Genomic DNA, 22,887 nt, shown 5'->3' with positions numbered 1-22,887 from the left:
GATGGAGAGACGGAAGTTCACGCGAGAGTTCAAGCTTGAGCCGGTCAAGCTGATCACGGATCGTGGCGTATCGTACGCCAGTGCCGTAGAGGATCCAGGCGGTCATCCGACGCAGCTGCGTGAGTGGATGAAGAAGCTTGCCGACGATCCGCAACATGCATTTCCCGGCCAGGGTCAGATGAAGCCGGAGCAGCAGGAGATCACGCGTCTCAAGCGCGAGGTTGCCAGGCTGAAGGCTGAACGAGGACATCCTAAAAAAAGCCGCGGCCTACTTCGCGAAGGAATCGATGTGAAGTTCGGTTTTATTACCGCAAATGGATCGCCGACTTCACTTATGTCCGGACGGCGGAAGGCTGGCTCTATGTGGCAGCCGTCCGCCGTCCTGTTCTCTCGGCGCGCGGTCGGCTGGTCGATGCAAACCGCGATGGCGGCGCAATTCGTTGCCGGCGCCCTCGTGATGGCAATCTGGCGACGAGGCAAACCTGATGCGCTGCTACACCATTCCGACCGGGGCAGCCAGCCAGCGCGGCCATGACGGACAAGCGAAATGAAAGAGGCCGCCAACTGAGGCGACCTTACTTCCTTAGAGCCGCTCCGCCTTAAATGAAAACCGGTAGATCACTTTGCCGGTTTCGTCCGCGACCTCCAAGCACCAGTCCAAATCGGATTCGATCCGCCCGTGCATGCCGCGGATGATCTCGCATGCCGACATTGCTCCCTCGTGCCAAACCTCTTCAAGGTTGTCAAAGTCGAGCGCGTCGGATTCGTGGGGCTGCTCGCCGTCAGTAAAAATTCGGAAATGAAATTTAGATGTATGCGATTGGGATCCGTGCATCAAATACCACCGACGATCAGGCGGAGGCACAATAGCCCCCTGTCACCGACTGTTCCCGAGGTCCACGCGGCTATGCCAAATCATAGCGATTAGTCACGTCTCGGCTGTCCAATATTGACCATGTTCAAAGTAGGCCACTGCCTAAATCAAACCAGGCCACTGCGCTCGGAAACAGGCCATGGAAGACCATTCTCGCGCTTATCGACGCGCGAGACGAGCGCAAGGTGCGCCGGATTAAATGAAAGAGGCCGCCAACTGAGGCGGCTCACTTTTTTGGGATGTTGAGACTTTGAGCCGGCTCCGTGTTACGGTTGCGCTTACTGGAGCCATCTATGTCAACCTGGGTGATCTTCCAACTTTTCGCGATGGCGACCATGCCGGCCGCTTTTGACATGGCTCGTAGCCGCGGCAGATCAACTTATCTGTGGCTCAATGCGGCGATGATTTTTGGACCGTTTGCGCTCCTCGCGCTCCTCATTCTCGGCGAGCGGCACGCCAGCAAAACCAGCCCGACCTCAAACTAGGCCACTGCGCTCGGAAACAGGCGAGTACCCAGGTCCGGATGATGAAGACATCACGGACGCCAGCGAGCGCGGCCATGACGGACAGACAAAATGAAAGAGGCCGCCCACTGAGGCGGCCTTACTTCCTGATGTCCGAAATTCCATCGATCCAGCCGCGCCAAATGGGCGACTTCATCGGGTCTTCTAAAGCGCAGGCTTTTATGACCGTTGATTTGGGGCAGTCTTCGCACCAGGGAAATTCAAAAGCGCAAAGCTCTTCACCGGGCAGACATCCCCCTACGGTCGTCTTAAATCGGCATGTGAATGGTGCGGGAACCTGTTCCATAGAACTTTGTGGCACGTCCGATATCGGACATGGTGGTCAATCAAGCTCATTAATGAGAAATTCACAAACCAGGCCACTAAGGCCGGAAACAGGGCAGTACCTACTCGTCCATGCCCTCTCGGCCAGCGATAGACATCATCGTAGCGGTGAGGAGGGCAATCAGTTTTTCCTGACCGCCCGTCTCCGCGAAGACGTCGGTTTGCGTTAAGGTGAGGGTTCGGCCAGCTTTTACCACGCGCCCGCGCGCGATGATCCGCTCGCCTGCCGCGGGCGCAACAAAATTGATTTTGAACTCGGTGGTCAAAACACTGATGCCGACTGACATCAGACTCATGGCTGCATAGCCAGCCGCGCTGTCTGCGATTGCGCTTACCGCGCCGCCATGAACGAAACCATGCTGCTGAGAAATGGCAGGATTGGGCCGAAGGACAATCTCCACCGCGCCCGGCGAGATATCGCCAAGCGTTGCTCCTAATGTCGCCATCAGCCCTTGCTTCGAAAAACTCACACGGACGCGCGCTAAGGGGTCTGCATTCATGCGCCAAATCTAAATTAGGCCACTGCAAGAATCAAACTAGGCCACTGCGGTTGGAAACAGGCCAGTACCTGAATTTTAAAAAGAACATATTGCGAACATAGAACGAATGGTGTACGGTTGGTTTCAACAGATCGCCTGACTGCCTTTGTTTGTCCGCCGCGCGAATCCCGTTCATAAGGAGCTTGATATGGCCTCGACCCCGACTGCCCTGCGTATCGTTGAAGGATCCTCCATGGACAAGACCAAGGCCCTTTCCGCCGCGCTGTCGCAGATCGAGCGTCAGTTCGGCAAGGGCTCGGTGATGAAGCTCGGCAAGAACGATCGTTCGATGGATATCGAGACGATCTCGTCGGGTTCGCTGGGTCTGGATATCGCGCTCGGCGTCGGCGGCCTGCCGCGCGGCCGCGTGGTGGAAATCTACGGGCCGGAATCCTCGGGGAAGACCACTCTGGCGCTGCATACGGTGGCCGAAGGCCAGAAGAAGGGCGGCATCTGCGCCTTCATCGACGCCGAACACGCGCTCGACCCCGTCTATGCCCGCAAGCTCGGCGTCAACATCGATGAACTGCTGATCTCGCAGCCGGATACCGGCGAGCAGGCGCTGGAAATCTGCGACACGCTGGTGCGTTCCGGCGCGGTCGACGTGCTGGTGATCGACTCGGTGGCCGCCTTGGTGCCGCGCGCCGAGCTGGAAGGCGAGATGGGCGATGCGCTGCCCGGCCTGCAGGCCCGCCTGATGAGCCAGGCGCTGCGCAAGCTGACCGCATCGATCAACAAGTCGAATACGATGGTGATCTTCATCAACCAGATCCGCATGAAGATCGGCGTGATGTACGGCTCGCCGGAGACCACCACCGGCGGTAACGCGCTGAAGTTCTACGCCTCGGTCCGCCTCGACATCCGCCGCATCGGCGCGATCAAGGAGCGCGACGAGGTGGTCGGCAACCAGACCCGCGTCAAGGTCGTCAAGAACAAGCTGGCGCCGCCGTTCAAGCAGGTCGAATTCGACATCATGTATGGCGAAGGCGTCTCCAAGATGGGCGAGATCCTCGATCTCGGCGTCAAGGCCGGCATCATCGAGAAGTCCGGCGCATGGTTCTCCTATGACAGCCAGCGCCTCGGCCAGGGTCGCGAAAATTCGAAAGCCTTCCTGAAGGCCAATCCGGACATGACTGCCAAGATCGAAGCCTCGATCCGGCAGAATTCCGGCCTGATCGCCGAACAGATCCTGGCCGGTTCGCCGGAGCGCGATGCCGACGGCGAAGAGCCGATCGAGGAATAGAGCCACGCGGCGGCTACAGGCTGGGTCCCTTCTTCGCTTGCGGGGGAGGAGGGAGCCGTCTGGGCCGCGCAGCGAAGGCGACCCCCGCGTCGCCAGCGACGCGCACTGGCCATTGCCGTTGATAGTAACGGTAGCGCTGCTTTGGATTATCCCCGCGGTGGCCCGTTGACCGCGTGGCACGCCACGCCGTCGATCAGCGCCGGCGCCAGGCTTCGGCACGGCGCGAACACTTCCGGGCAGCGCGGATGAAATGCGCAGCCGGACGGCGGATCGATCGGATTGGGAATTTCGCCGGTGACCGCGACCCGCGCGCGACCGGACATGGCCAGATCCGGCACCGCGCCGAGCAGCATCCTTGTATAGGGCATGCGCGGCTGGCTGAACAATTCACGGCCCTCCGCGATTTCCACGATACGGCCGAGATACATCACGCCGATCCGGTCCGCCATGTGCCGGACGACCGCGAGGTTGTGGCTGATGAACAGATAGGTCAGACCGAACCTGTCCTGCAGGTCGCGCATCAGATTGAGGATCTGCGCCTGCACCGAGACGTCGAGCGCCGACGTCGGCTCGTCGCAGACGATGAAGTCGGCCTCCGACGCCAGCGCCCGCGCAATCGCGATGCGCTGACGCTGGCCGCCAGAGAACTGGTGTGGAAATTTTTCGCCGTCATCGGGGTGCAACCCGACCAGTGTCAGCAATTCTCCAACCCGGCCGCGGATCTCGCGCTCGCCGCGCAACAGTTCGAACGCGCGGATCGGTTCGGCGACGATGGCGTCGACCCGCATCCGCGGATTGAGGCTGGCATAGGGGTCCTGGAAGATCATCTGGATGCGCCGCCGCAGCGCCTGCCGCGCGCTGGCCTGCCGGGGATCGCTCATCGAGACGCCGTCGATCAGCACATCGCCGGACGACGGCGGCAGCAGCCCGACCACCATCCGCGCCACCGTGGTCTTGCCGGAGCCGGATTCACCGACCAGCGCAAAGGTCTCGCCGCGGGCAATCTTGAATGACACGCCGTCGACCGCGCGCAGAAATTCCATTGGCGCGCGCTCCAGCACGCGGTTCAGCCACGGCTTCGAGACATCAAAGGCGCGGCGAAGATCGCGCACCTGCACCAGCGCGCTCATCTCGGGCTCTCCGCGTGGGCGGTGTCGTAGAGATGGCAGGCGACGCGCTGCGCGCCGACCGCGATCGGCTGCGGCCGCTCGATCCGGCATCGATCGAAAGCGAACGCGCAGCGCGGGTTGAAGGCGCAGCCCGGCGGAATCGCCGACAGTCGCGGCATCGAACCCTCGATCTGCACCAGACGTTTCGAGGCATCACCTGACAGCGTCGGGATCGCGCCCATCAATCCCTTGGCATAGGGATGCAGCGGGTTCTGCACCACGTCGCGCACGGGGCCGATCTCGGCGATGCGCCCGGAATACATCACCGCGACGCGGTCCGACGTCTCCGCAATCACGCCCATGTCGTGGGTCACCAGCATCACCGCGGTGCCGTGATCGCGGCCGAGCCTTCGCAGCAGCGCGATGATCTGCGCCTGCACGGAGACGTCCAGCGCGGTGGTCGGCTCGTCGGCGATGATCAGTTCGGGCTCGGCCGAAATCGCCAGCGCGATCACCACGCGCTGCCGCATCCCGCCGGAAAATTCATGCGGATAAGCCTCCATGCGCTTGTCGGGCGCGGGAATGCCGACTTCGGCGAGCAGCTCGATGGCGCGTTTGCGCGCCGTGCTTTCCGACAAATCGAGATGGGTGCGGATGGTCTCGATCAGCTGGTCGCCGATCCGGTACAGCGGGTTGAGGCTGGTCAGCGGGTCCTGAAAGATCATGCCGATCCGCTTGCCGCGGATTTTCCGCATCTCTTCGGGCGGAAGGTTGTCGATGCGCAACCCGGACAACAGGATCTCGCCGCCGCTGATGCGGCCGGGCGGATCGATCAGCCCGATGGCCGCCAGCCCGGTCACCGATTTGCCGGCGCCGGACTCCCCGACCACGCCCAGCACTTCGCCGCGCGCGATATCGAACGAGACGCCGTCGATCGCCCGCAGCACGCCGCGCCGGCCGGCGAATTCGACGCGCAGATCGCGCACGGAGAGCACGGGTTCGCTCATTGCAGTTTCGGATTCAGCGCGTCGCGCAACCAGTCGCCGAGCAGGTTGATCGACAGGATCAGCGACGCCAGCGCAAGGCCCGGGAAGGCGATGACCCACCATTCGCCGGAGAACAGATAGTTGTTGCCGATCCGGATCAGCGTGCCCAGCGACGGCATGGTGTCGGGCATCCCGGAGCCGAGGAACGACAATGTCGCCTCGGTGATGATCGCGAGCGCGAGGTTGATGGTGGCGATCACCAGGATCGGCCCCATCGTGTTCGGCAGCACGTGGCGCATCATGATGATGCGCGCCGGCAGCCCGATCAATTGCGCGGCCGCGACATAGTCCTTGTTCTTCTCGACCATCACCGAGCCCCTGACCGTGCGGGCATATTGCACCCAGAAGCTCAGGCCGATCGCAACCACCAGCACCAAGGGCGTGCCCATCGAATCCAGACGGTTGCTGAACACGGACTTGGCGACGCCGTCAATCAGCAGCGCAATCAGGATCGCCGGGAAGGTGAGCTGCACATCGGCGATGCGCATGATCAGGCTGTCGACCGCGCCGCCGACATAGCCGGCGACGAGCCCGAGCCCGATGCCGAGCACCGCGGCGAACGACACGCCGAGAACGCCGACCGCAAGCGAAATCCGCATGCCGTAGAGGATCGCCGAGAAGATGTCGCGGCCCTGCTCATCGGTGCCGAACAGGTAGGGCCGCTGGCCATCCGCCGTCCACAGCGGCGGGATGCGCGAATTGATCAGTTCGAGCTGGCGCGGGTCGAACGGGTCCTGCACGGAAAGCAATGGCGCAAACAGCGCCATCACGATCAGCAGCAGCGCGATGAAGGCCGCAGCCATCGTCAGCTTCGAGCGCCGAAACGAATAGAAGATATCGCTGTCGATCGCACGCGCGATCAGGGACGACTTGGAGCTTGTTGTTTCTAAAATCTGGCTCATGCGGTGCGGTTCAAGCTGGCGCGCAGGCGCGGATCGACGACCGTGTAAAGGATATCGACGATCAGGTTGATGGTGACGAAGATCAGCGAAACCACCAGCAGATAGGCGGCCATGATCGGGATATCGACATTCTGCACGGCCTGCACGAACAGCAGCCCCATGCCCGGCCACTGGAACACCGTTTCGGTGATGATGGCGAAGGCGATCACCGAGCCGAACTGCAGCCCGGCGACGGTGATCACCGGCACCAAAGTATTTTTCAACGCATGGCCGAAATGGATCGCGCGGGTGGTGAGGCCGCGCGCCCGGGCAAAGCGGATATAGTCGGTGCGCAGCACTTCAAGCATTTCGGCGCGCACCAGCCGCATGATCAGCGTCATCTGGAACAGGCCAAGCGTGATCGAGGGCAGGACAAGCGCCTTCAACCCGGACAGCGTGAGCAACCCGGTCGACCACCAGCCGAATTTCACCACGTCGCCGCGGCCGAAGGACGGCAGCCAGCCGAGCGTCACGGAAAACAGATAGATCAGCAGGATGCCAATCAGGAAGGTCGGCAGCGAGATGCCGACCAGCGACACCGCCTGCAGCACCTTGGCGAGAAACGAATCGCGTCGCAGCGCCGAGTAGATGCCCATCAGAATGCCGAAGCCCATCGCCAGCACGGTGGCGCAGGTGGCGAGTTCGAGCGTTGCCGGCATGCGCTCCTGCAGCAGCGCCGAGACCGGCTGGCGAAACTGGTAGGACACGCCGAATTTGAACTTGATGGCATTGCCGAAATAGCGCGCGAACTGCACCACCACGGGATCGTCGAGCCCGAGCGACGCGCGGATTTCCGCGCGTTGCGCCGGCGAGGTGTCGAGCGCCACCATCTGGTTCACGGGGTCGCCGGCGAAGCGGAACATCGTAAACGAGATGATGCCGACGGCGATCATCACGCCGATCGACTGCAGCGCGCGGCGCAGGATGAAAGCGAGCATGGGATCCTTTCGCTTTCGTTATTGGTTCAGCGTTCAACTCGTGCGGGTGTCGTCGGACCTGTCGCCGTCCTCATGGTGAGGAGCGCGCCGTTGCGCGCGTCTCGAACCATGCGGCGCTTGCGGCCGATCCTTCGAGACGCCGCGCGAAACGCGCGGCTCCTCAGGATGAGGGGAGTGTGCGTGGCGCGCGAGGCTCCTTGCCATGACGCTGATGCCTTCAAGGTAACGACGTCCTAATCCTGCTTGACGACCCAGTAGGGCAGCACCTGGTTGTCCGGGCGTTGTACCAGCTTGACCTTCTTTGACACGCCCCAGGCCAGCGCCTGCTGGTGCAGCGGGATGTAGGCAAAATCCTTGTTGGCGATCTCGTAGGCGGCCTTGATCAGCAGGTCGCGCTTCGTCGTGTCAGTCTCTTGCAGCACCTTGTCGGTCAGCGCGTCGAAATCCTTGTTGCAGTAGCCGGCGACATTGGTGGCGCCGCGCGAGCTGGCCGGATTGTCGCGGCAGCCCATGATGTCGAACATCACGTTGTGGGAATCCTGCGTGCCGGGCGTCCAGCCGAGCAGATAGAACGAGGTCTGGTAGCCGCCCGACTTGAATATCTTGCCGAAGAACAGCGCCTTGGGCTGCGCGTTCAGCGTCACCTTGACGCCGATCCGCGAGAGCATGCCGACCACGGCCTGGCAGATCGCGGCGTCGTTGACGTAGCGGTCGTTCGGGCAGTCCATGCCGAGTTCGAAGCCGTCGGGATAGCCGGCTTCGGCGAGCAGTTTCCTGGCGCCCTCGGCGTCATATTTCGGCCGCGTGAAGTCGCCCGACAGCTTGAACAGAGGCGGCGCGATCATCAGCGCCGACGGCGTCGACAGCCCGCGCATCACGCGGGTCTTGATCAGCTCGATGTCGATGGCCTTGTAGAAAGCTTCGCGGACGCGGATATCCTTGAACGGGTTCTTGCCCTTGACGTTGGAGACCAGAAGCTCGTCGCGGATCTGGTCCATGCCGAGAAAGATGGTGCGCAGTTCCGGCCCCGCCAGTACGGTGGCGTTGGCGCTGCCGTTGACGCGCGCGATGTCCTGCACCGGCACCGGTTCGATGATATCGACCTCGCCGGACAACAGCGCCGCGACGCGGGTGGCGTCCGAGGAGATCGGCGTGAAGACGATTTCCTTGAGATTGTGCTCGGGCTTGCCCCACCAGTTCGGATTGACCTTGAACACGGTCTTGACGCCGGGCTGGTGGCTTTCGATCGTGAAAGGCCCGGTGCCGTTGGCATTCAGTGAGGCGAAGCTCGGCGAGGTCGCCGCGGCCGGCGTGGGCGACACGGCGTTGTTCGCCTCGGCCCACTTCCTGTCCATGATGTACCAGACATCCCACTGCGAGGTGAGGATGGGATTGGGCTGGGTGAGCACGAAATCGACCGTGTACTCGTCGATCTTGATCGCCTTGGCATCGGCGGGCACCACGGTCTGGAAGTCGGAGCCCTTGGCGCGGACGCGGTCGGCGGAGAACACCACGTCGTCGGCGGTGAAGGGATCGCCATTGGCGAATTTGACGTTCTTGCGCAGGTGAAAGCGCCAGCGCGTCGGCTCCGGGGTCTCCCAGCTTTCGGCGAGCGCGGGAATGATCTCGAGATTCTTGCCGCGACCCACGAGGCCTTCATAGACTTGGCCGTGATGCGCGATCGTGGTGGTCTCGCGCAGCGTATAGGGGTCGAGAGATTTGAGGTCGCCCTGGTTGGCGTAGCGCAAGGTCTGCGCGGAGGCGGGCACGAACGCGGTTGCGATGAGTGCGGCGACCGCTGCAAGATGAAGCTTGATGCAAACCTGGCGTATGGACATCTGGCGAGGCTTTCCTGCAGCTGCCGGCGAGGGGTACCCGCGCCGTGGTTGCATTGTTGGCAGAGTTCGTACTCTGCGCAAGCGTGATTTACCGGCGCTGGCCGCCGCAAATCAGGGCAGCTGGCGCGATCCTTGCTTCGATGCAGGGTCGGCATCTCGCTATGCATGGTGGCTTCACGGTGTTGCCATCACCCCGCGCTAAGAGATCGCCAAGGCGGTCGATCTGACAATCAATCTTCGGGGTACGGATGGCGGAATTGAAGGCGGACGTGCTGGTGCTCGGCGCCGGCATGGTGGGCGTGTCGGCGGCGCTGCATTTGCAGGCGCGCGGCCGCAACGTGGTGCTGGTCGACAGACACGAGCGCGCTGGCGAGGAGACCAGCTACGGCAATGCCGGCCTGATCGAATGCACCTCGGTATTCCCCTATATGTTCCCGCGCGATTTCGGCCAGATCCTGAAATATGCGCTGAACCGTTCGGCCGATGTGCATTACCATTTCGGCGCGCTGCCGGACTTTCTGCCGTGGATCACGCGCTATTTCCTCAATTCGTCGCCGGCCGGAACGCTGCGCAGCGCGCTGGCTGCGCTGCCGCTGATCCAGCGCAGCCTCGGAGAGCACGAGGCGCTGATCGTGGAAGCCGGCGTGCCCGAACTGCTGCGCCGCACCGGCTGGATCAAGCTGTTTCGCTCGCAGGCGACGATGGACAAGAGCCTCGGAGAACTCGCGCGCGATCGCGACTATGGCATCAATGGCGACGTGCTCGACGCCGATGCCATCGCGGCCCGGGAGCCGAACCTGTCCGGCGGGTTTGTCGGCGCGATTCACTGGCCGGCGCCCGGCTTCATCTCTGATCCCGGCGCGCTGGCCAAGGCCTATGCCAAACTGTTCATTCGCAAGGGCGGCCGCTTCCTTGCGGCTGACGCGCGGACTTTGACGCAAGGCGACGGCGGCTGGCGCGTCGCCGGCCCCAATGGCGCGCTGGTGGCGCGCGATGCGGTCGTGGCGCTCGGGCCGTGGTCGGACGAGGTGTACCGGCCGCTCGGCTACAACATCCCGATGAAGACCAAGCGCGGCTATCACATTCACCTCGCGCCATCCGGCAATGCCGTGCTGCATCACCCCGTGCTCGACACCGACCGCGGCTATCTGCTGGCGCCGATGAACCGCGGCATTCGCCTCACCACCGGCGCCGAATTTGCCCGCCGCGACGCGCCGCCGACGCCGGTGCAGATCGCGCGCACGCTGCCGGTCGCGCGCACGCTATTTCCGCTGGGCTTGCCGATCGAGCCGCAGCCGTGGATGGGCTCGCGGCCATGCCTGCCGGACATGCTGCCGGTGATCGGCCGCGCGCCGCGCCACAAGGGGCTGTGGTTCGATTTCGGCCACCAGCATCACGGCCTGACGCTCGGCCCGGTCAGCGGCCGTCTGCTCGCGGATATGGTGACGGGCGTGGCGCCGTTCACCGATCCCACGGCCTTCGCGGTCGAACGCTTCGGCTGATCCTTCGCACTGCACTCTATATTTCACTCGGCTTGCATCGCAGCGCTGACCGTGGCGATACTGCGGATGCTTCGCCATGCGCGGGGCGAGTTGATTAAGGAGCGTTCGATGAAAGTAACCGTTGTCATGGACTGCACGCCCGAAGAGGCGCGGGCGTTCCTGGGGCTTCCCGACGTGCAGCCGATGCAGGCCGCGATGATGGATCAGCTGCAGGGAAAGATGATGGCCAACATCGACAAGTTCTCGCCGGAATCGCTGATGCAGAGCTGGTTCACGTTTGATCCGAAGATGGGCGAACGTTTCCAGGAGATGTTTTTGAACATGGCCAATCTCGGCACGCGGCCGAAGGAGAAGAAGTAGGCGGCGCCAGCGTCCTGCTGCACGCGGCTTCGCCGCGCAGGGGGAGGGAAGAGACGGAGATCCCCGATGATTGACATGCCGCCGCTGCATTTTGCCGAGGTCAACGGCATCCGGATGGGCTACTACGATTCCGGGCCGATGAGCGACGCGCCGCCGATGGTGCTGTGCCACGGCTGGCCGGAACTGGCGTTCTCCTGGCGGCATCAGATCAAGGCGCTCGCGGCCGCCGGCATCCGCGTTATCGCGCCGGACCAGCGTGGTTTCGGCGCGACTGACCGGCCGGACGCCGTCGAGGACTACGACATCGAACACCTGACCGGCGATCTCGTCGGACTGCTCGATCATCTCAAGATCGATCAGGCGATCTTCGTCGGCCACGACTGGGGCGGCTTTGTCGTCTGGCAAATGCCCCTGCGCCATATCGACCGCGTTGCCGGCGTGGTCGGCATCAACACGCCGCATCTGCCGCGCGCGCCGGCTGATCCGATCGCAATTCTTCGCAAGCGGCTCGGCGACCAGATGTATGTCGTCCAGTTTCAGGACTCGCAGGAACCGGACCAGATTTTTGCCGAGGATGTCGGGCGTACCTTCGACGTCTTCATGCGCAAGCCGCTGCCGCCGAAGCCGGGCGCCGAAGGCGGCAGGCCCAACCTGGCGTTTCCGCAGATCGTCGCGTCCTATGAGGCCAGCAAGGATCGCCGGCCGGCGATCCTGTCGGATGAAGAGAAGCAGGTGTTCGTCGAGGCCTATACGGCCTCGGGCTTCACGGGTGGCATCAACTGGTATCGCAACATCACGCGGAACTGGGAGCGCTCCGCCGATCTCGACCCCGTGGTGCGGGTGCCGGCGCTGATGATCATGGCCGAGAACGATGCGGTGCTGCCGCCGTCATCCGCCGATGGTATGGAGAAGCTGGTGCCGGATCTGGAGAAACATCTGGTCCGCGACAGCGGTCACTGGACCCAGCAGGAAAAGCCCGACGAAGTCAGCGCGAGACTGATCGAATGGCGACGGCGGCGCTTCGGGTGATCGCAGTCGCGCCATGCGCGTGGCGCGCGATGGCGTCGATCACCTCCGTCCACATCGAGATCGGCAGTGCGTGGCCCATACCGTCGATCATCATCAGCCTGGCGCCGGGGATCGATGCCGCGGTCTCGCGGCCGCCGGCGGGGTGTACCAGCGGATCGACCTTGCCGTGGATCACCAAAGTCGGCGCAGTGACGGAGGCGAGACGTTCCTTGCGGCTGCCGGAGGCGAGGATGGCGCGCAGCTGGCGGCCGACGCCATCGGGATCGAGGCCGCGGGCGTAGGTGCGTTCGGCGCGGTCGAGATCGCGCGCTTCGTCTTGCGGGAAGCTTCCGACGCGCAGGAACAGCCAGGTCTGCTTGAAGCGCGCCAGGAACTCGTCATAGGTCGTCGGCTGCTTCTGCAGCAGTTGGGCCGCGACCGAGCGGCCCGGCTGCGGCAGCCGCGGATTGCCGGTGGTCGACATGATCGAGGTCAGCGAGCGCACCCGCGTTGGATGCGCGATGGCGATCTCCTGCGCGATCATGCCGCCCATCGAGGCGCCGACGATATGCGCCGAGGCGATGCCGAGTGCATCAAGCAGCGCGACGGTGTCGGCCGCCATGTCGGAGAGCTTGTAAGGCGCGGCGACCGGCGTGCCGAGATAACGCAGCTTCGCCAGCTCGAACAGCGTCAGCGGCTTGCCGCCGGCCATCTTGGAGGAGAGGCCGATGTCGCGGTTGTCGAAGCGGATGACGCGAAAGCCGTGGGCGGCGATCTCCCGGCAGAACTCGTCGTCCCAATGGATCATCTGGGCGCCGAGTCCCATGATCATCACCATCGGTTCTGCATCGACATCGCCGAAGATGTCGTAGCAGAGTTCGATACCATTGGCGTGGACCAGCCGGGGCGGCTGATATGCACAAATCGATTCAACGGGTTTTGCGGATGTCTGGGCCATGTCAATCATATGACATGAAGTATCATCGTGACGAAAGTGACAACCGCGTCATCATCCGAGCAAATCGCCGCAGCACTAACAGGATGTTTTTAACTGCCGAATGTGACATCGGGTTTGTGACAATGGAACTGCCGTAGAGATCTTGGGGAACGGGCTCAGGCACCCATAGCCGTCATTGCGAGGAGCCGTTGCGACGAAGCAATCCAGTCTTCGCTCTCGGCCTTCCGGATTGCCGCGTCGTGGAGTTTATCATCGGGCCGGCGAAGCCGGACCCGTTGGCTCCTCGCAATGACGGCTGGGGGGTAGCTTCACTTCTAGCGCAAGTGCTTCAATTCACCTGCCGCTCCCTTCCTTCCCAATAGGGATCGCGCAGGTGCCGGCGCAGGATCTTGCCCGATGCATTGCGCGGCAAGGCGCTGATGAAGTCGATCGTCTTCGGCGATTTGAATCCCGCGATGCGCTCCCGCGTGAACCGCATCAGGTCGGTCGCGCTCAATTCCTTGCCGGGCTTCAGCACCACCACAGCCTTGACCGCTTCGCCCCAGGTATCGTCGGGCACGCCGACAACAGCGACTTCAGCGACATCGGGGTGGTCGCAAATCGCGCTCTCGACTTCGGCGGGATAGATGTTCTCGCCGCCGGAGATGATCATGTCCTTGATGCGGTCGTGGATATAGAGGTAGCCGTCTTCGTCGAGATAGCCGGCATCGCCGGTGCGCAACCAGTTGTCGGCATCGAGCGTGCGGGCGGTGGCTTCGGGCAGATTCCAGTAGCCGGCCATGTTGGATCCCGAGCGCGTGGCGATCTCGCCGACTTCGCCTGTCGGCAGCGACGCGCCATTGGCGTCGAGGATCGCGATCTCGACACCGGCCAGGGCCTTGCCGGCCGAGCGCATGCAGGCGCGGCCCTCGACATGGTCCTCCGGCGCCAGCACCACGATGGTGCCGGTCGTCTCGGTCATGCCGTACATCTGCACGAAGCCGCATTTGAACACGCTGATGCATTCTTTCAGCAAGGCGGCGGGGATAGGCGAGGCGCCGTACAGGATGTAGCGCAGCTTCGAGAAGTCCATGTCGCGGGCGCGCGGTTGCCGGACGATGAACTGCATCGCCGCCGGCACCAGGAACAGCTTGCTGATGCCGTATTGCGCGAAGTCGTCGAGCACCTTGTTGGGGTCGAACTCCCTTGCGATCACGCTCTTGGCGCCGTGGTACAATCCGTACACCGCCCAGCCGATGCCGCCGATATGAAACACTGGCATCGCCACCAGCGAGACGTCGTCGGCGGTCCATCTGTTCCAGTCCGGCGTGTCGTGTTCGGCGATGCGCAGCAGCGACAGGAAATTGTGGTGCGTCAGCATCGCGCCCTTCGGCTTGCCGGTGGTGCCCGAGGTGTAAAGCTGGATCGCGATGTCGTCCTTGGTCAGCGGCGTCATCGGATCAACGTCGCTCTGCGCATCGCGCCAGCTGCGGAAGTCCTGCCACTCGGAAGCGCCGCCCTCGGTGGTCATCACGACGCGCACGTCTGCCAGCTGTGCGGCGAGGTCGCGAACCTGTTCGACGAATTCCGGGCCGACGAACAGAATCTGCGCCTGGCAATCCCTGACGATGAAGGCGATCTCGGGCGCAGCCAGGCGCCAGTTCACCGGCGCCATCACGACATTGACCTTGATGGCGCCGAGCAGCAGTTCGATGAAGATGTCGCTATTCTTGCCGAGATAGGCGACGCGCTGGCACGGTTTGACGCCGAGCGCGATCAGCCCGTTGGCGACTTGGCTGGCGTGCTGGTCGAGTGTGGCGAAGCTGGTTGAGCGGCCCTCGAACACCAGCGCCGTCGACTCGCCGCGCAACTGCGCCTGCAGCCGGATGACCTCGGCCAACGTGGCCGCCTGCGATATCGACATGGCATCCCCCTGCAACTTTTATAGTTGTGGAGAGTGTGGGGGTGATATCGGGCGATGACAAGTTTTGGCTGTGCTGCGCTGCGGCGTTGCCTCTTACCCTCCCCCTTGAGAGGGGAGGGTGAAGCAAGCGAGCTCCGCTCTCACCCCCTTGCCGCCTTGTCCTTGTCGTTCTGCGCCTTGATGGCGTCGCGGGCCTGGATCCAGTCGGCGTCGGACCAGTTGCGCAATTGGTAGAAGTTTCCACCCATCGCCAGCGCCTGGCCGCCGTCCATGGCGATGGTCTCGCCGTTGATCCAGTCGCAGCCGCCCGAGATCAGGAACACCGCGAGGTTCTGCAACTCCTCCATCTTGCCGACGCGGCCCATGGGGTTCTGCGCCTTGGTATTGGCGCCGGCCTCGTCGCCGGGCTTGATGCGCTTGCTCATGCCTTCGGTAGGGATTTCGCCGGGCGCAATCGTGTTGAGGCGGATGCCGTAGCGGCCCCATTCGGTGGCCAGCGACATCGTCATGGCGTGGATAGCCGACTTGCTCATGGTCGAGGGCACCACGTAGGGGCTGCCGTTGCGCACCCACGTCACCGTGATCGACACCACGTTGCCCGGCGTCTTGCCGGCGATCCAGCGTTTGCCGACGGCGTGGGTCACATAGAACGTGCCGTGCATGACGATGTTGGCGATGGCGTCGAAGCCGCGCGGCGTCAGGTCCTGTGTCCGCGCGATGAAATTGCCGGCGGCGTTGTTGATCAGGTCGGTGAGCGCCTTCTCGGCAAAGATACCCTCGATCATGGCGTCGACCGCGGCAGCGTCGGCGATGTTGACGCCGTGGCTGGTCACCTTGCCGCCGTAGAGGTCCATCAGTTCGGTGGCGGTCTCGTCGCAGACGCTCTTGCGGCGGCCGCAAATGTGGACGTCGGCGCCGAGTTGCAGGAAGCGCGCCGCCATCGACTTGCCGAGGCCGGTACCTCCGCCCGTCACCAGAATGTTTCGCCCTGCCAGAAGCTGCGGATTGAACATGGGAGAGTCCTGCTTTAAGGGGATGACGTCAGGTTAATTAGTTGATTGATTAAACCCGGACAACGCTTTTCGGTAAAGCGGATAACAAAAACAAGTCTCGGGAGGAAGCGCCCCAATGGCAGCTCGTGTGGAAGACCGCGTCTCGGTGTCGATGTCGGACGGCGTGGCCGATGTCCGGCTGGTCCGCGCCGACAAGATGAATGCGCTGGATGCCGCGATGTTCGAGGCGCTGGTCGCCACCTCCGAGCGTCTGAGCCGCGAAAAGGGCCTGCGCGCCGTGGTTTTGTCCGGCGAGGGCCGGGCGTTCTGCGCCGGGCTCGACATGGGGCGATTTGCCGCCATGAAGGAGCACGGCGGCGAGGGCTTGGGCGGCGGCCAGAAGCGTGACCTCGCCGCGCGCACCCACGGCCTCGCCAATCACTCGCAGCAGGCGGTGTGGGGCTTCCGGCAACTGCCGGTTCCGGTGATTGCCGCAGTCCACGGCGTTGCGCTTGGCGGCGGCTTCCAGCTCGCGCTTGGCGCCGATATGCGTTTCCTCGCCCCGGATACCCGGATGTCGATCATGGAGATCAAATGGGGCCTGGTGCCGGACATGGCGGGCACGCCGATCCTGGCGTCACTGGTGCGCGACGATATCCTTCGCGAACTGACTTATACCGGCCGCATGTTTTCGGCGCAGGAAGCGCTGAGCTACGGCCTCGCCACCCGGATCGTTGATGATCCCTACGCGGCCGCGATGGAAGTCGCGCGCGAGATTGCCGGCAAGAGCCCGGACGCGATCCGCGCCGCCAAGCGGATGCTCAACAATCTCTCCGTCGATCCCGGTCCGGCGCTGCTCGCCGAATCGGTGGAGCAGGCCGCGCTGATGGGCCAGCCGAACCAGACCGAAGCGGTTCGCGCCAATATCGAGAAGCGCGCGCCGAAATTTGCGGATAGCTGAGAGCCGCGGGGTACGTCCTCATCCTGAGGAGCGGCCCCTTGGCCGCGTCTCCTGCGAATGGCGTAGCCATTCGTACGGGATGAGCGTCACATCCCTCATGGTTCGAGATGCGCGAAGCCGCGCTCCTCACCATGAGGGCATCCGAAATTACCGAGAGATAGATTGTCATGTCCTCCACCCTCTTCAAAGGCGTCATCAGCGGTGATCGCCAGCGCGGGTTTGACGCGATTAACGAGCGTGCGGCGCGCATCGCCGGCGGGTTGTATCGGATGGGCGTCAAGCCCGGCGACAGCGTCTGCATCCTGATGCGCAACGACGTTGCGTTTCTCGAAGCTGCTTACGCGGTGATGCAACTCGGCGCCTATGCTGTGCCGGTGAACTGGCATTTCAAGCCGGAGGAGATCACCTATGTCATCAAGGATTCCGGCACCAGGATCCTGATCGGTCACGCCGACATGCTGCATCAGCTGCGCGAGGCCATCCCCTTGGGCATCATCGCGCTCAGCGTGACGCCGCCGCCGGAAATTCTTGCCAATTACAAGATTGATCCCGCTCATATCGGCACGCCCGATGGCGCGATCGATCTGGAATCCTGGCTCGCCGAGCAGGCGCCCTATGACGGCCCAAGGCAGCCGCAGCCGCACAACATGATCTATACCTCGGGCACGACCGGCCATCCCAAGGGCGTCAGGCGTTTCGCGCCGACGCCGGAGCAGGCGGCTTCGACGGACCAGATGCGTGCCCGCATCTACGGCCTGATACCGGGCTCGCGCGCGCTGTTGCCAGGGCCGCTGTATCACTCCGCGCCAAACGCGTTTGGTCTGAGGGCCGGCCGGCTCGGCGGCGCGCTGGTGCTGATGCCGCGCTTTGAACCGGAAGAATTCTTGCGGGTTATCGACGAGCAGAAGATCGATACCGTCTTCATGGTGCCGACGATGTTCATCCGGCTGATGAAGCTGTCCCCGGAAGTTCGCGCTAAATATGACATTTCGTCGCTGCGCCACATCATCCATGCCGCGGCGCCTTGTCCGCCGGATGTGAAGCGCGCGATGATCGAATGGTGGGGGCCGGTGATCTACGAGTTCTATGGCTCGACCGAATCCGGCGCCGTTACCTTCGCCAGTTCCGCGGATGCGTTGAACAAGCCCGGCACGGTCGGCAAGGTCGCCCCGGGCGCCGAATTGCGCTTCCTCGGGGACGATGGCGAGATATTGCCGCAGGGTGAAATCGGCGAGATCTATTCGCGTATCGCGGGCAATCCGGATTTCACCTATCACAACAAGCCAGAGAAGCGCGGCGAGATCGATCGCGACGGCTTCATCACCTCCGGCGATGTCGGCTATATCGACGAAGACGGCTACGTCTTTATCTGCGACCGCAAGCGCGACATGGTGATCTCCGGCGGCGTCAACATCTACCCCGCCGAGATCGAAGCCGCGCTGCATGCCGTTGCCGGCGTGCATGACTGTGCGGTGTTCGGCATCCCCGACGAGGAATTCGGCGAGGCGTTGATGGCGGTGATCGAGCCGCAACCCGGTGTGGTCCTTGATCTTACCGCGGTGCGCAGCGAACTGAAGAAGGCGCTGGCGGACTACAAGGTGCCCCGGAAGATGGAGATCCAGGCGAATCTGCCGCGCGAAGATTCCGGCAAGATCTTCAAGCGCCGGCTGCGCGATCCCTATTGGGCGAAGGCCGGGCGGGTGATTTAAGCTCCGGCCTCTCCACGTCGTCGCTGCGAAGGCGGGGACGACTCGCGGAGGGGCCGTAGGTACCAAAGCTGATCATCCTGCAGCCACCTCTCGCCTGCAACTTGGCCTTGCGTGCAGCGCAAAAACTTGCGACTCAGGGGAGCCGGCAACTTCCTGGAGCATTCGCGTGTCATCCAAGACCATGCCATCCGACCACGAGACGCCCGTCAACCGCGGCGAGGATGCCGCTGCACTGGAAGCCGATACGCGGCTGCGCGAGGACATCCGGCTGCTGGGCCGCATCCTCGGCGATACCGTGCGCGACCAGGAGGGCGAGGGGGTATTCGATCTCGTCGAGCGCATCCGCCAGACCTCGATCCGCTTCCACCGCGACGAGGACCGCCTGGCGCGGCGCGAGCTGGAAACCATCCTCGACGGCATGTCGACGCCGGAGACCGTGCGCATCGTCCGCGCCTTCAGCTATTTCTCGCACCTCGCCAATATCGCCGAGGACCAGAACAACATCCGCCGGATGCGCGCGCAGCGCTCCGGCGACACGGGATCGTCGGCGGCGACCCTGGGCGGCGCATTGATGCGCGCCCGCGACGCCGGCATCGACAGCGCCAAGCTGCGCGCGTTTTTCGGGCAGGCGCTGGTCAGCCCGGTGCTGACCGCGCATCCGACCGAAGTCCGCCGCAAGAGCACGATCGATCGCGAGATGGAGATCGCAGCATTGCTCGACCGGCGCGAGCGGATGCAGCTCACCGCCGAAGAGATCGAGGCGTCCGAGGAGCAGTTGCGCCGCGAAGTGCTGACGTTGTGGCAGACCAACCTGCTGCGCCGGACCAAGCTGACCGTGCTCGACGAAGTCGCCAACGGGCTGTCGTTCTACGACTACACTTTTTTGCGCGAGGTGCCGCGACTGCATTGCGGGCTGGAGGATCGCTTGCAGGCCGAAGACGTCGTCGGCGGCGGCGAGATGGGCTCGTTCCTCAAAATGGGATCCTGGATCGGCGGCGACCGCGACGGCAATCCTTTCGTGACCGCCGAGGTGATGCGCGGCACGCTGGCGCTGCAATCGACGCGCGTGATGCGGTTCTATCTCGACGAACTGCACGTGCTGGGCTCCGAATTGTCGCTCGCCGCTCACCTTGCGGACGTCTCGGCGGAAGTTCGCGCGCTGGCGGAGCGCTCGCCCGATCCGTCGCCGCACCGCGCCGGCGAACCCTATCGGCTCGCGGTATCCGGCATCTATGCGCGGCTCGCCGCGACCGCGGTAAGACTGGACGTGCAGACCAGCCGGCCGCCGGTCGGCGCCGCTCCGCCCTATGCCGGCGCGCAAGAGTTCAAGGCCGATCTCGACATGATCGACCGCTCGCTGGTCGCCAACCATTCCGGCGTGATCGCGCGCGGCCGGCTGCGCCAGTTGCGCCGCGCCGCCGATTGCTTCGGCTTTCATCTTGCCAGCCTCGACATTCGGCAAAATTCCGCGGTGCACGAGCGCACCATCGCCGAGCTGATGGACGCTGCGATTCCCGGCACCTCCTATCAGGCGCTCGGCGAGGACGCGCGGATTGCGCTGCTGCTCGGCGAACTCCGCAGCATGCGGCCGCTGGCCTCTCCGTTCGTCAAGTACAGCGACGAGACCGTGGGCGAGTTGGCGCTGTTCCGCGAGGCCGCCGAAGTGCACCACAAGTTCGGCGCGGCGGCGATCCCCCAATGCATTATCTCGATGTGCAAGGGCGTCTCCGACATGCTCGAAGTCGCCGTGCTGCTGAAGCAAGTCGGCCTCGTCGGTGCCGCCGGCCGCAGCGCCATCAACATCGTGCCGCTGTTCGAGACCATCGAGGATTTGCAGGCCTCCGCCGCGATCATGGATCGGCTGTTCTCGCTGCACGAATACCGCAAGCTGGTCGACAGCCGCAGCGGTGTGCAGGAAGTCATGCTCGGCTATTCCGACAGCAACAAGGATGGCGGCTTCGTTACCTCGGGCTGGGAATTGTACAAGGCCGAAATCGGCCTGGTGCAGGTGTTCGAACGCCACGACATTCGTCTCAGGCTGTTTCACGGTCGCGGCGGCTCGGTCGGTCGCGGCGGCGGGCCGAGCTATGACGCGATCCTGGCGCAGCCCGGCGGCGCGGTGGACGGCCAGATCCGCATCACCGAACAGGGCGAGATCATCTTCAGTAAATATTCCAATGCCGAGGTCGGCCGCAACAATCTGGAGATCCTGGCTGCGGCAACGCTGGAAGCAAGCCTGCTGGCGCCCAGGCACAGCGCGCCGCGTGCCGAATATCTCGAGGCTATGGAGCAGCTTTCCGCGCTGGCCTTCGCAGCCTATCGCCATCTCGTCTACGAGACCGACGGCTTTGTCGACTACTTCTGGGAATCGACTGTTATCACCGAGATTGCGACGCTGAACATCGGCAGCCGTCCGGCGTCACGCAAGAAGACCCGTGCGATCGAGGATTTGCGCGCGATTCCCTGGGTGTTCTCCTGGGCGCAATGCCGCCTGATGCTGCCGGGCTGGTACGGTTTTGGCAGTGCAGTGGAAACCTGGCTGAAGGATCATCCCGACAAGGGCATGGCGTTCCTGCAGGAAATGCACCGCGAATGGCCGTTCTTCCGCACGTTGCTGTCGAACATGGACATGGTGCTGGCGAAAAGTTCGATCGCGATCGCCTCGCGCTATGCCGAGCTGGTGCAGGACGTGACGTTGCGCGAGACCATCTTCGGCCGTATCCGCAGGGAATGGCACCTGTCGATCGAGACGCTGCTGGACATCATGGAGCAGGACCGGCTGCTTCAGGGAAATCCGTTGCTCGAACGCTCGATCCGCAACCGCTTCCCCTATCTCGATCCGCTCAACCATGTGCAGGTCGAACTCTTGAAAGCGCATCGCGGTGAGGCGGAAGACGAGCAGGTGCTGCGGGGGATTCAGCTCACGATTAACGGGATTTCGGCGGGGCTAAGGAATAGCGGATAGGTGCGCGTCTCTTGTCGTTCCGGGATGCAGCAGGCGGCGGAGCCGGCTGATGCAGACCCGGAACCCCGCGATGTTCATCGCCTCATCTCGAGATTCCCCGCCGCTCCAATTGGAGCGGCTGAGGTTCGCACGCGGCTCGCGCCGCATGCGCCCCGGAATGACAGAGAGAGTTTTACACCGGATCCCAGCTGAAGATGTCGGCCGAGCGGTCGAGCTTGTAGAACGACGACTTCAGCGCCGGCATGCCGTGTTCGGCCAGCGTCTGCGGCGTCCAGCCTTCGCTGCGATGGATCGAGCGCAGCGGGCGCGACTGGCCCATCAGGAAGATCTCGTTCATGCGCGCGGCGAAGATCTGCCCGCTGACTTCCTTGGCGGCGTCGGAGAGCAGGAACGCGACCAAAGGCGCGATCTTTTCCGGGCCCATGCGCTGCATGCGCTCGACGCGGGCCTTCTCTTCCTCGGTCTCGGTCGGGATGCTGCCGATCATGCGGCTCCAGGCGAACGGCGAGACGCAGTTCGAGTTGACGCCGAAACGCTGCATGTCCAGCGCGATCGACTTCGACAGGCCGACGATGCCGAGCTTGGCCGCCGAATAGTTCGCCTGGCCGAAGTTGCCGATCAGGCCGGAGGTCGAGGTGAAGTGCACGAACGAGCCGGAGTTCTGTTCGCGGAAGTAACGCGCGGCGGCGTGCGAGGTGTAGAACGAGCCCATCAGGTGGACCTTGATGACCATCTCGAACGCATCGATCGACATTTTGTGGAAGATCGCATCGCGCAGGATGCCGGCATTGTTCACCACGCCGTCGATGCGGCCATAGGTGTCCACCGCCTGCTTGATGATCTTGCTGGCGGGGATCGCTTCGGCGACGGATTCGAAATTGGCGACGGCGGTGCCGCCGGCCTTCTTGATTTCCTCGACGACCTGTTCGGCCGGTGCTGCGCCATCGCCGCCCGAACCGTCGGTGCCGACGCCGGGATCGTTGACGACGACCTTGGCGCCCTCGGCGGCGCACAGCAGCGCGATGCCGCGGCCGATGCCGCGACCGGCGCCGGTGACGACGATGACTTTTCCGTCGAGTGATTTGGTTTGTGCCATTTGGTTTTCCCTTGGTGATGGTGGTGAGTGCAAGTGAAGTGTTCTGTCGTTCCGGGG

General features: G+C 63.5%; 19 protein-coding genes and 1 pseudogene. 9 read left to right on the top strand and 11 right to left on the bottom strand.

Annotation, left to right across the window (positions count from 1 at the left end; genetic code table 11):
• Window position 1 precedes the first annotated feature (1 nt).
• Window positions 2–520: pseudogene (locus JWQ24_RS16460) on the top strand (DDE-type integrase/transposase/recombinase); the annotation flags it as partial.
• Between the two features lie 63 nt (window positions 521–583).
• On the opposite strand, the gene JWQ24_RS16455 reads toward JWQ24_RS16460, so the two are convergent.
• A complete protein-coding gene (locus JWQ24_RS16455; protein WP_299810098.1) occupies window positions 584–835 on the bottom strand; it encodes a hypothetical protein in 252 nt (83 codons plus the stop codon).
• Window positions 836–1,167: 332 nt separating this feature from the next.
• Here JWQ24_RS16455 and JWQ24_RS16450 point away from each other — a divergent pair, with 332 nt between their 5' ends.
• Entirely contained in the window at window positions 1,168–1,359 is a 192-nt protein-coding gene (locus JWQ24_RS16450; RefSeq protein ID WP_299810096.1) for a hypothetical protein, read from the top strand.
• Window positions 1,360–1,784: 425 nt separating this feature from the next.
• Here the strand turns inward: JWQ24_RS16450 and JWQ24_RS16445 are convergent, their stop codons facing one another.
• A complete protein-coding gene (locus tag JWQ24_RS16445; RefSeq protein WP_299810094.1) occupies window positions 1,785–2,222 on the bottom strand; it encodes a PaaI family thioesterase in 438 nt (145 codons plus the stop codon).
• A gap of 187 nt (window positions 2,223–2,409) precedes the next feature.
• On the opposite strand from JWQ24_RS16445, the gene recA reads away from it, so the two are divergent.
• Window positions 2,410–3,504: a recombinase RecA gene (gene recA / locus JWQ24_RS16440; RefSeq protein WP_299810091.1), complete on the top strand. Its 1,095-nt coding sequence runs from the start codon at window positions 2,410–2,412 to the stop codon at window positions 3,502–3,504.
• A gap of 146 nt (window positions 3,505–3,650) precedes the next feature.
• Here recA and JWQ24_RS16435 read toward each other — a convergent pair whose 3' ends face one another.
• The 5 genes from JWQ24_RS16435 to JWQ24_RS16415 form a co-directional block, all read right to left on the bottom strand.
• Entirely contained in the window at window positions 3,651–4,634 is a 984-nt protein-coding gene (locus JWQ24_RS16435) for an oligopeptide/dipeptide ABC transporter ATP-binding protein (protein ID WP_299810089.1), read from the bottom strand.
• Window positions 4,631–5,620 (bottom strand): ABC transporter ATP-binding protein, encoded by a 990-nt coding sequence (locus tag JWQ24_RS16430; RefSeq protein WP_299810086.1) that lies wholly within the window; start codon window positions 5,618–5,620, stop codon window positions 4,631–4,633. Before JWQ24_RS16430 ends, JWQ24_RS16435 begins: the two co-directional genes overlap by 4 nt.
• Window positions 5,617–6,561, bottom strand: coding sequence for an ABC transporter permease (locus JWQ24_RS16425; RefSeq protein ID WP_299810082.1), 945 nt, complete (start codon window positions 6,559–6,561; stop codon window positions 5,617–5,619). Before JWQ24_RS16425 ends, JWQ24_RS16430 begins: the two co-directional genes overlap by 4 nt.
• The gene (locus JWQ24_RS16420) at window positions 6,558–7,538 is read right to left on the bottom strand and encodes an ABC transporter permease (protein ID WP_299810079.1); all 981 of its coding nucleotides are present in this window, start codon (window positions 7,536–7,538) and stop codon (window positions 6,558–6,560) included. Before JWQ24_RS16420 ends, JWQ24_RS16425 begins: the two co-directional genes overlap by 4 nt.
• A gap of 233 nt (window positions 7,539–7,771) precedes the next feature.
• The gene (locus JWQ24_RS16415) at window positions 7,772–9,376 is read right to left on the bottom strand and encodes an ABC transporter substrate-binding protein (RefSeq protein WP_299810076.1); all 1,605 of its coding nucleotides are present in this window, start codon (window positions 9,374–9,376) and stop codon (window positions 7,772–7,774) included.
• Between the two features lie 248 nt (window positions 9,377–9,624).
• Here JWQ24_RS16415 and JWQ24_RS16410 point away from each other — a divergent pair, with 248 nt between their 5' ends.
• The 3 genes from JWQ24_RS16410 (at window position 9,625) to JWQ24_RS16400 (ending at window position 12,267) form a co-directional block, all read left to right on the top strand.
• Complete coding sequence (locus JWQ24_RS16410; protein WP_299810074.1) at window positions 9,625–10,878, top strand: FAD-dependent oxidoreductase; 1,254 nt, start codon at window positions 9,625–9,627, stop codon at window positions 10,876–10,878.
• A 108-nt stretch (window positions 10,879–10,986) separates the two neighbouring features.
• The gene (locus tag JWQ24_RS16405) at window positions 10,987–11,238 is read left to right on the top strand and encodes a DUF6489 family protein (RefSeq protein ID WP_299810071.1); all 252 of its coding nucleotides are present in this window, start codon (window positions 10,987–10,989) and stop codon (window positions 11,236–11,238) included.
• 66 nt (window positions 11,239–11,304) lie between these two features.
• The gene (locus JWQ24_RS16400; RefSeq protein ID WP_299810068.1) at window positions 11,305–12,267 is read left to right on the top strand and encodes an alpha/beta hydrolase; all 963 of its coding nucleotides are present in this window, start codon (window positions 11,305–11,307) and stop codon (window positions 12,265–12,267) included.
• Here the strand turns inward: JWQ24_RS16400 and JWQ24_RS16395 are convergent.
• From JWQ24_RS16395 to JWQ24_RS16385, 3 genes are all read right to left on the bottom strand, one after another.
• Window positions 12,224–13,171, bottom strand: coding sequence for an alpha/beta hydrolase (locus JWQ24_RS16395; protein ID WP_299810104.1), 948 nt, complete (start codon window positions 13,169–13,171; stop codon window positions 12,224–12,226). The two genes, JWQ24_RS16400 and JWQ24_RS16395, sit on opposite strands and share 44 nt — an antisense overlap.
• A 361-nt stretch (window positions 13,172–13,532) precedes the next feature.
• Window positions 13,533–15,107: a fatty acid--CoA ligase gene (locus JWQ24_RS16390; RefSeq protein WP_299810065.1), complete on the bottom strand. Its 1,575-nt coding sequence runs from the start codon at window positions 15,105–15,107 to the stop codon at window positions 13,533–13,535.
• Between the two features lie 140 nt (window positions 15,108–15,247).
• Window positions 15,248–16,120, bottom strand: coding sequence for an SDR family oxidoreductase (locus tag JWQ24_RS16385; protein ID WP_299810063.1), 873 nt, complete (start codon window positions 16,118–16,120; stop codon window positions 15,248–15,250).
• Window positions 16,121–16,247: 127 nt separating this feature from the next.
• Here JWQ24_RS16385 and JWQ24_RS16380 point away from each other — a divergent pair, with 127 nt between their 5' ends.
• From JWQ24_RS16380 to ppc, 3 genes are all read left to right on the top strand, one after another.
• A complete protein-coding gene (locus tag JWQ24_RS16380) occupies window positions 16,248–17,060 on the top strand; it encodes a crotonase/enoyl-CoA hydratase family protein (RefSeq protein ID WP_299810102.1) in 813 nt (270 codons plus the stop codon).
• Window positions 17,061–17,227: 167 nt separating this feature from the next.
• A complete protein-coding gene (locus tag JWQ24_RS16375) occupies window positions 17,228–18,769 on the top strand; it encodes an acyl-CoA synthetase (protein ID WP_299810061.1) in 1,542 nt (513 codons plus the stop codon).
• A gap of 166 nt (window positions 18,770–18,935) precedes the next feature.
• Window positions 18,936–21,734: a phosphoenolpyruvate carboxylase gene (gene ppc / locus JWQ24_RS16370; protein ID WP_299810059.1), complete on the top strand. Its 2,799-nt coding sequence runs from the start codon at window positions 18,936–18,938 to the stop codon at window positions 21,732–21,734.
• A 172-nt stretch (window positions 21,735–21,906) separates the two neighbouring features.
• On the opposite strand, the gene JWQ24_RS16365 is transcribed toward ppc, so the two are convergent.
• A complete protein-coding gene (locus JWQ24_RS16365; RefSeq protein ID WP_299810056.1) occupies window positions 21,907–22,830 on the bottom strand; it encodes an SDR family NAD(P)-dependent oxidoreductase in 924 nt (307 codons plus the stop codon).
• Window positions 22,831–22,887: the final 57 nt, after the last annotated feature.

The sequence above is a fragment of the Tardiphaga sp. genome, from assembly GCF_028290495.1.
Taxonomy (GTDB): domain Bacteria; phylum Pseudomonadota; class Alphaproteobacteria; order Rhizobiales; family Xanthobacteraceae; genus Tardiphaga.
Note: the sequence above shows the minus strand (reverse complement) of the source record. Positions and strands in the feature narration are given on the sequence as shown.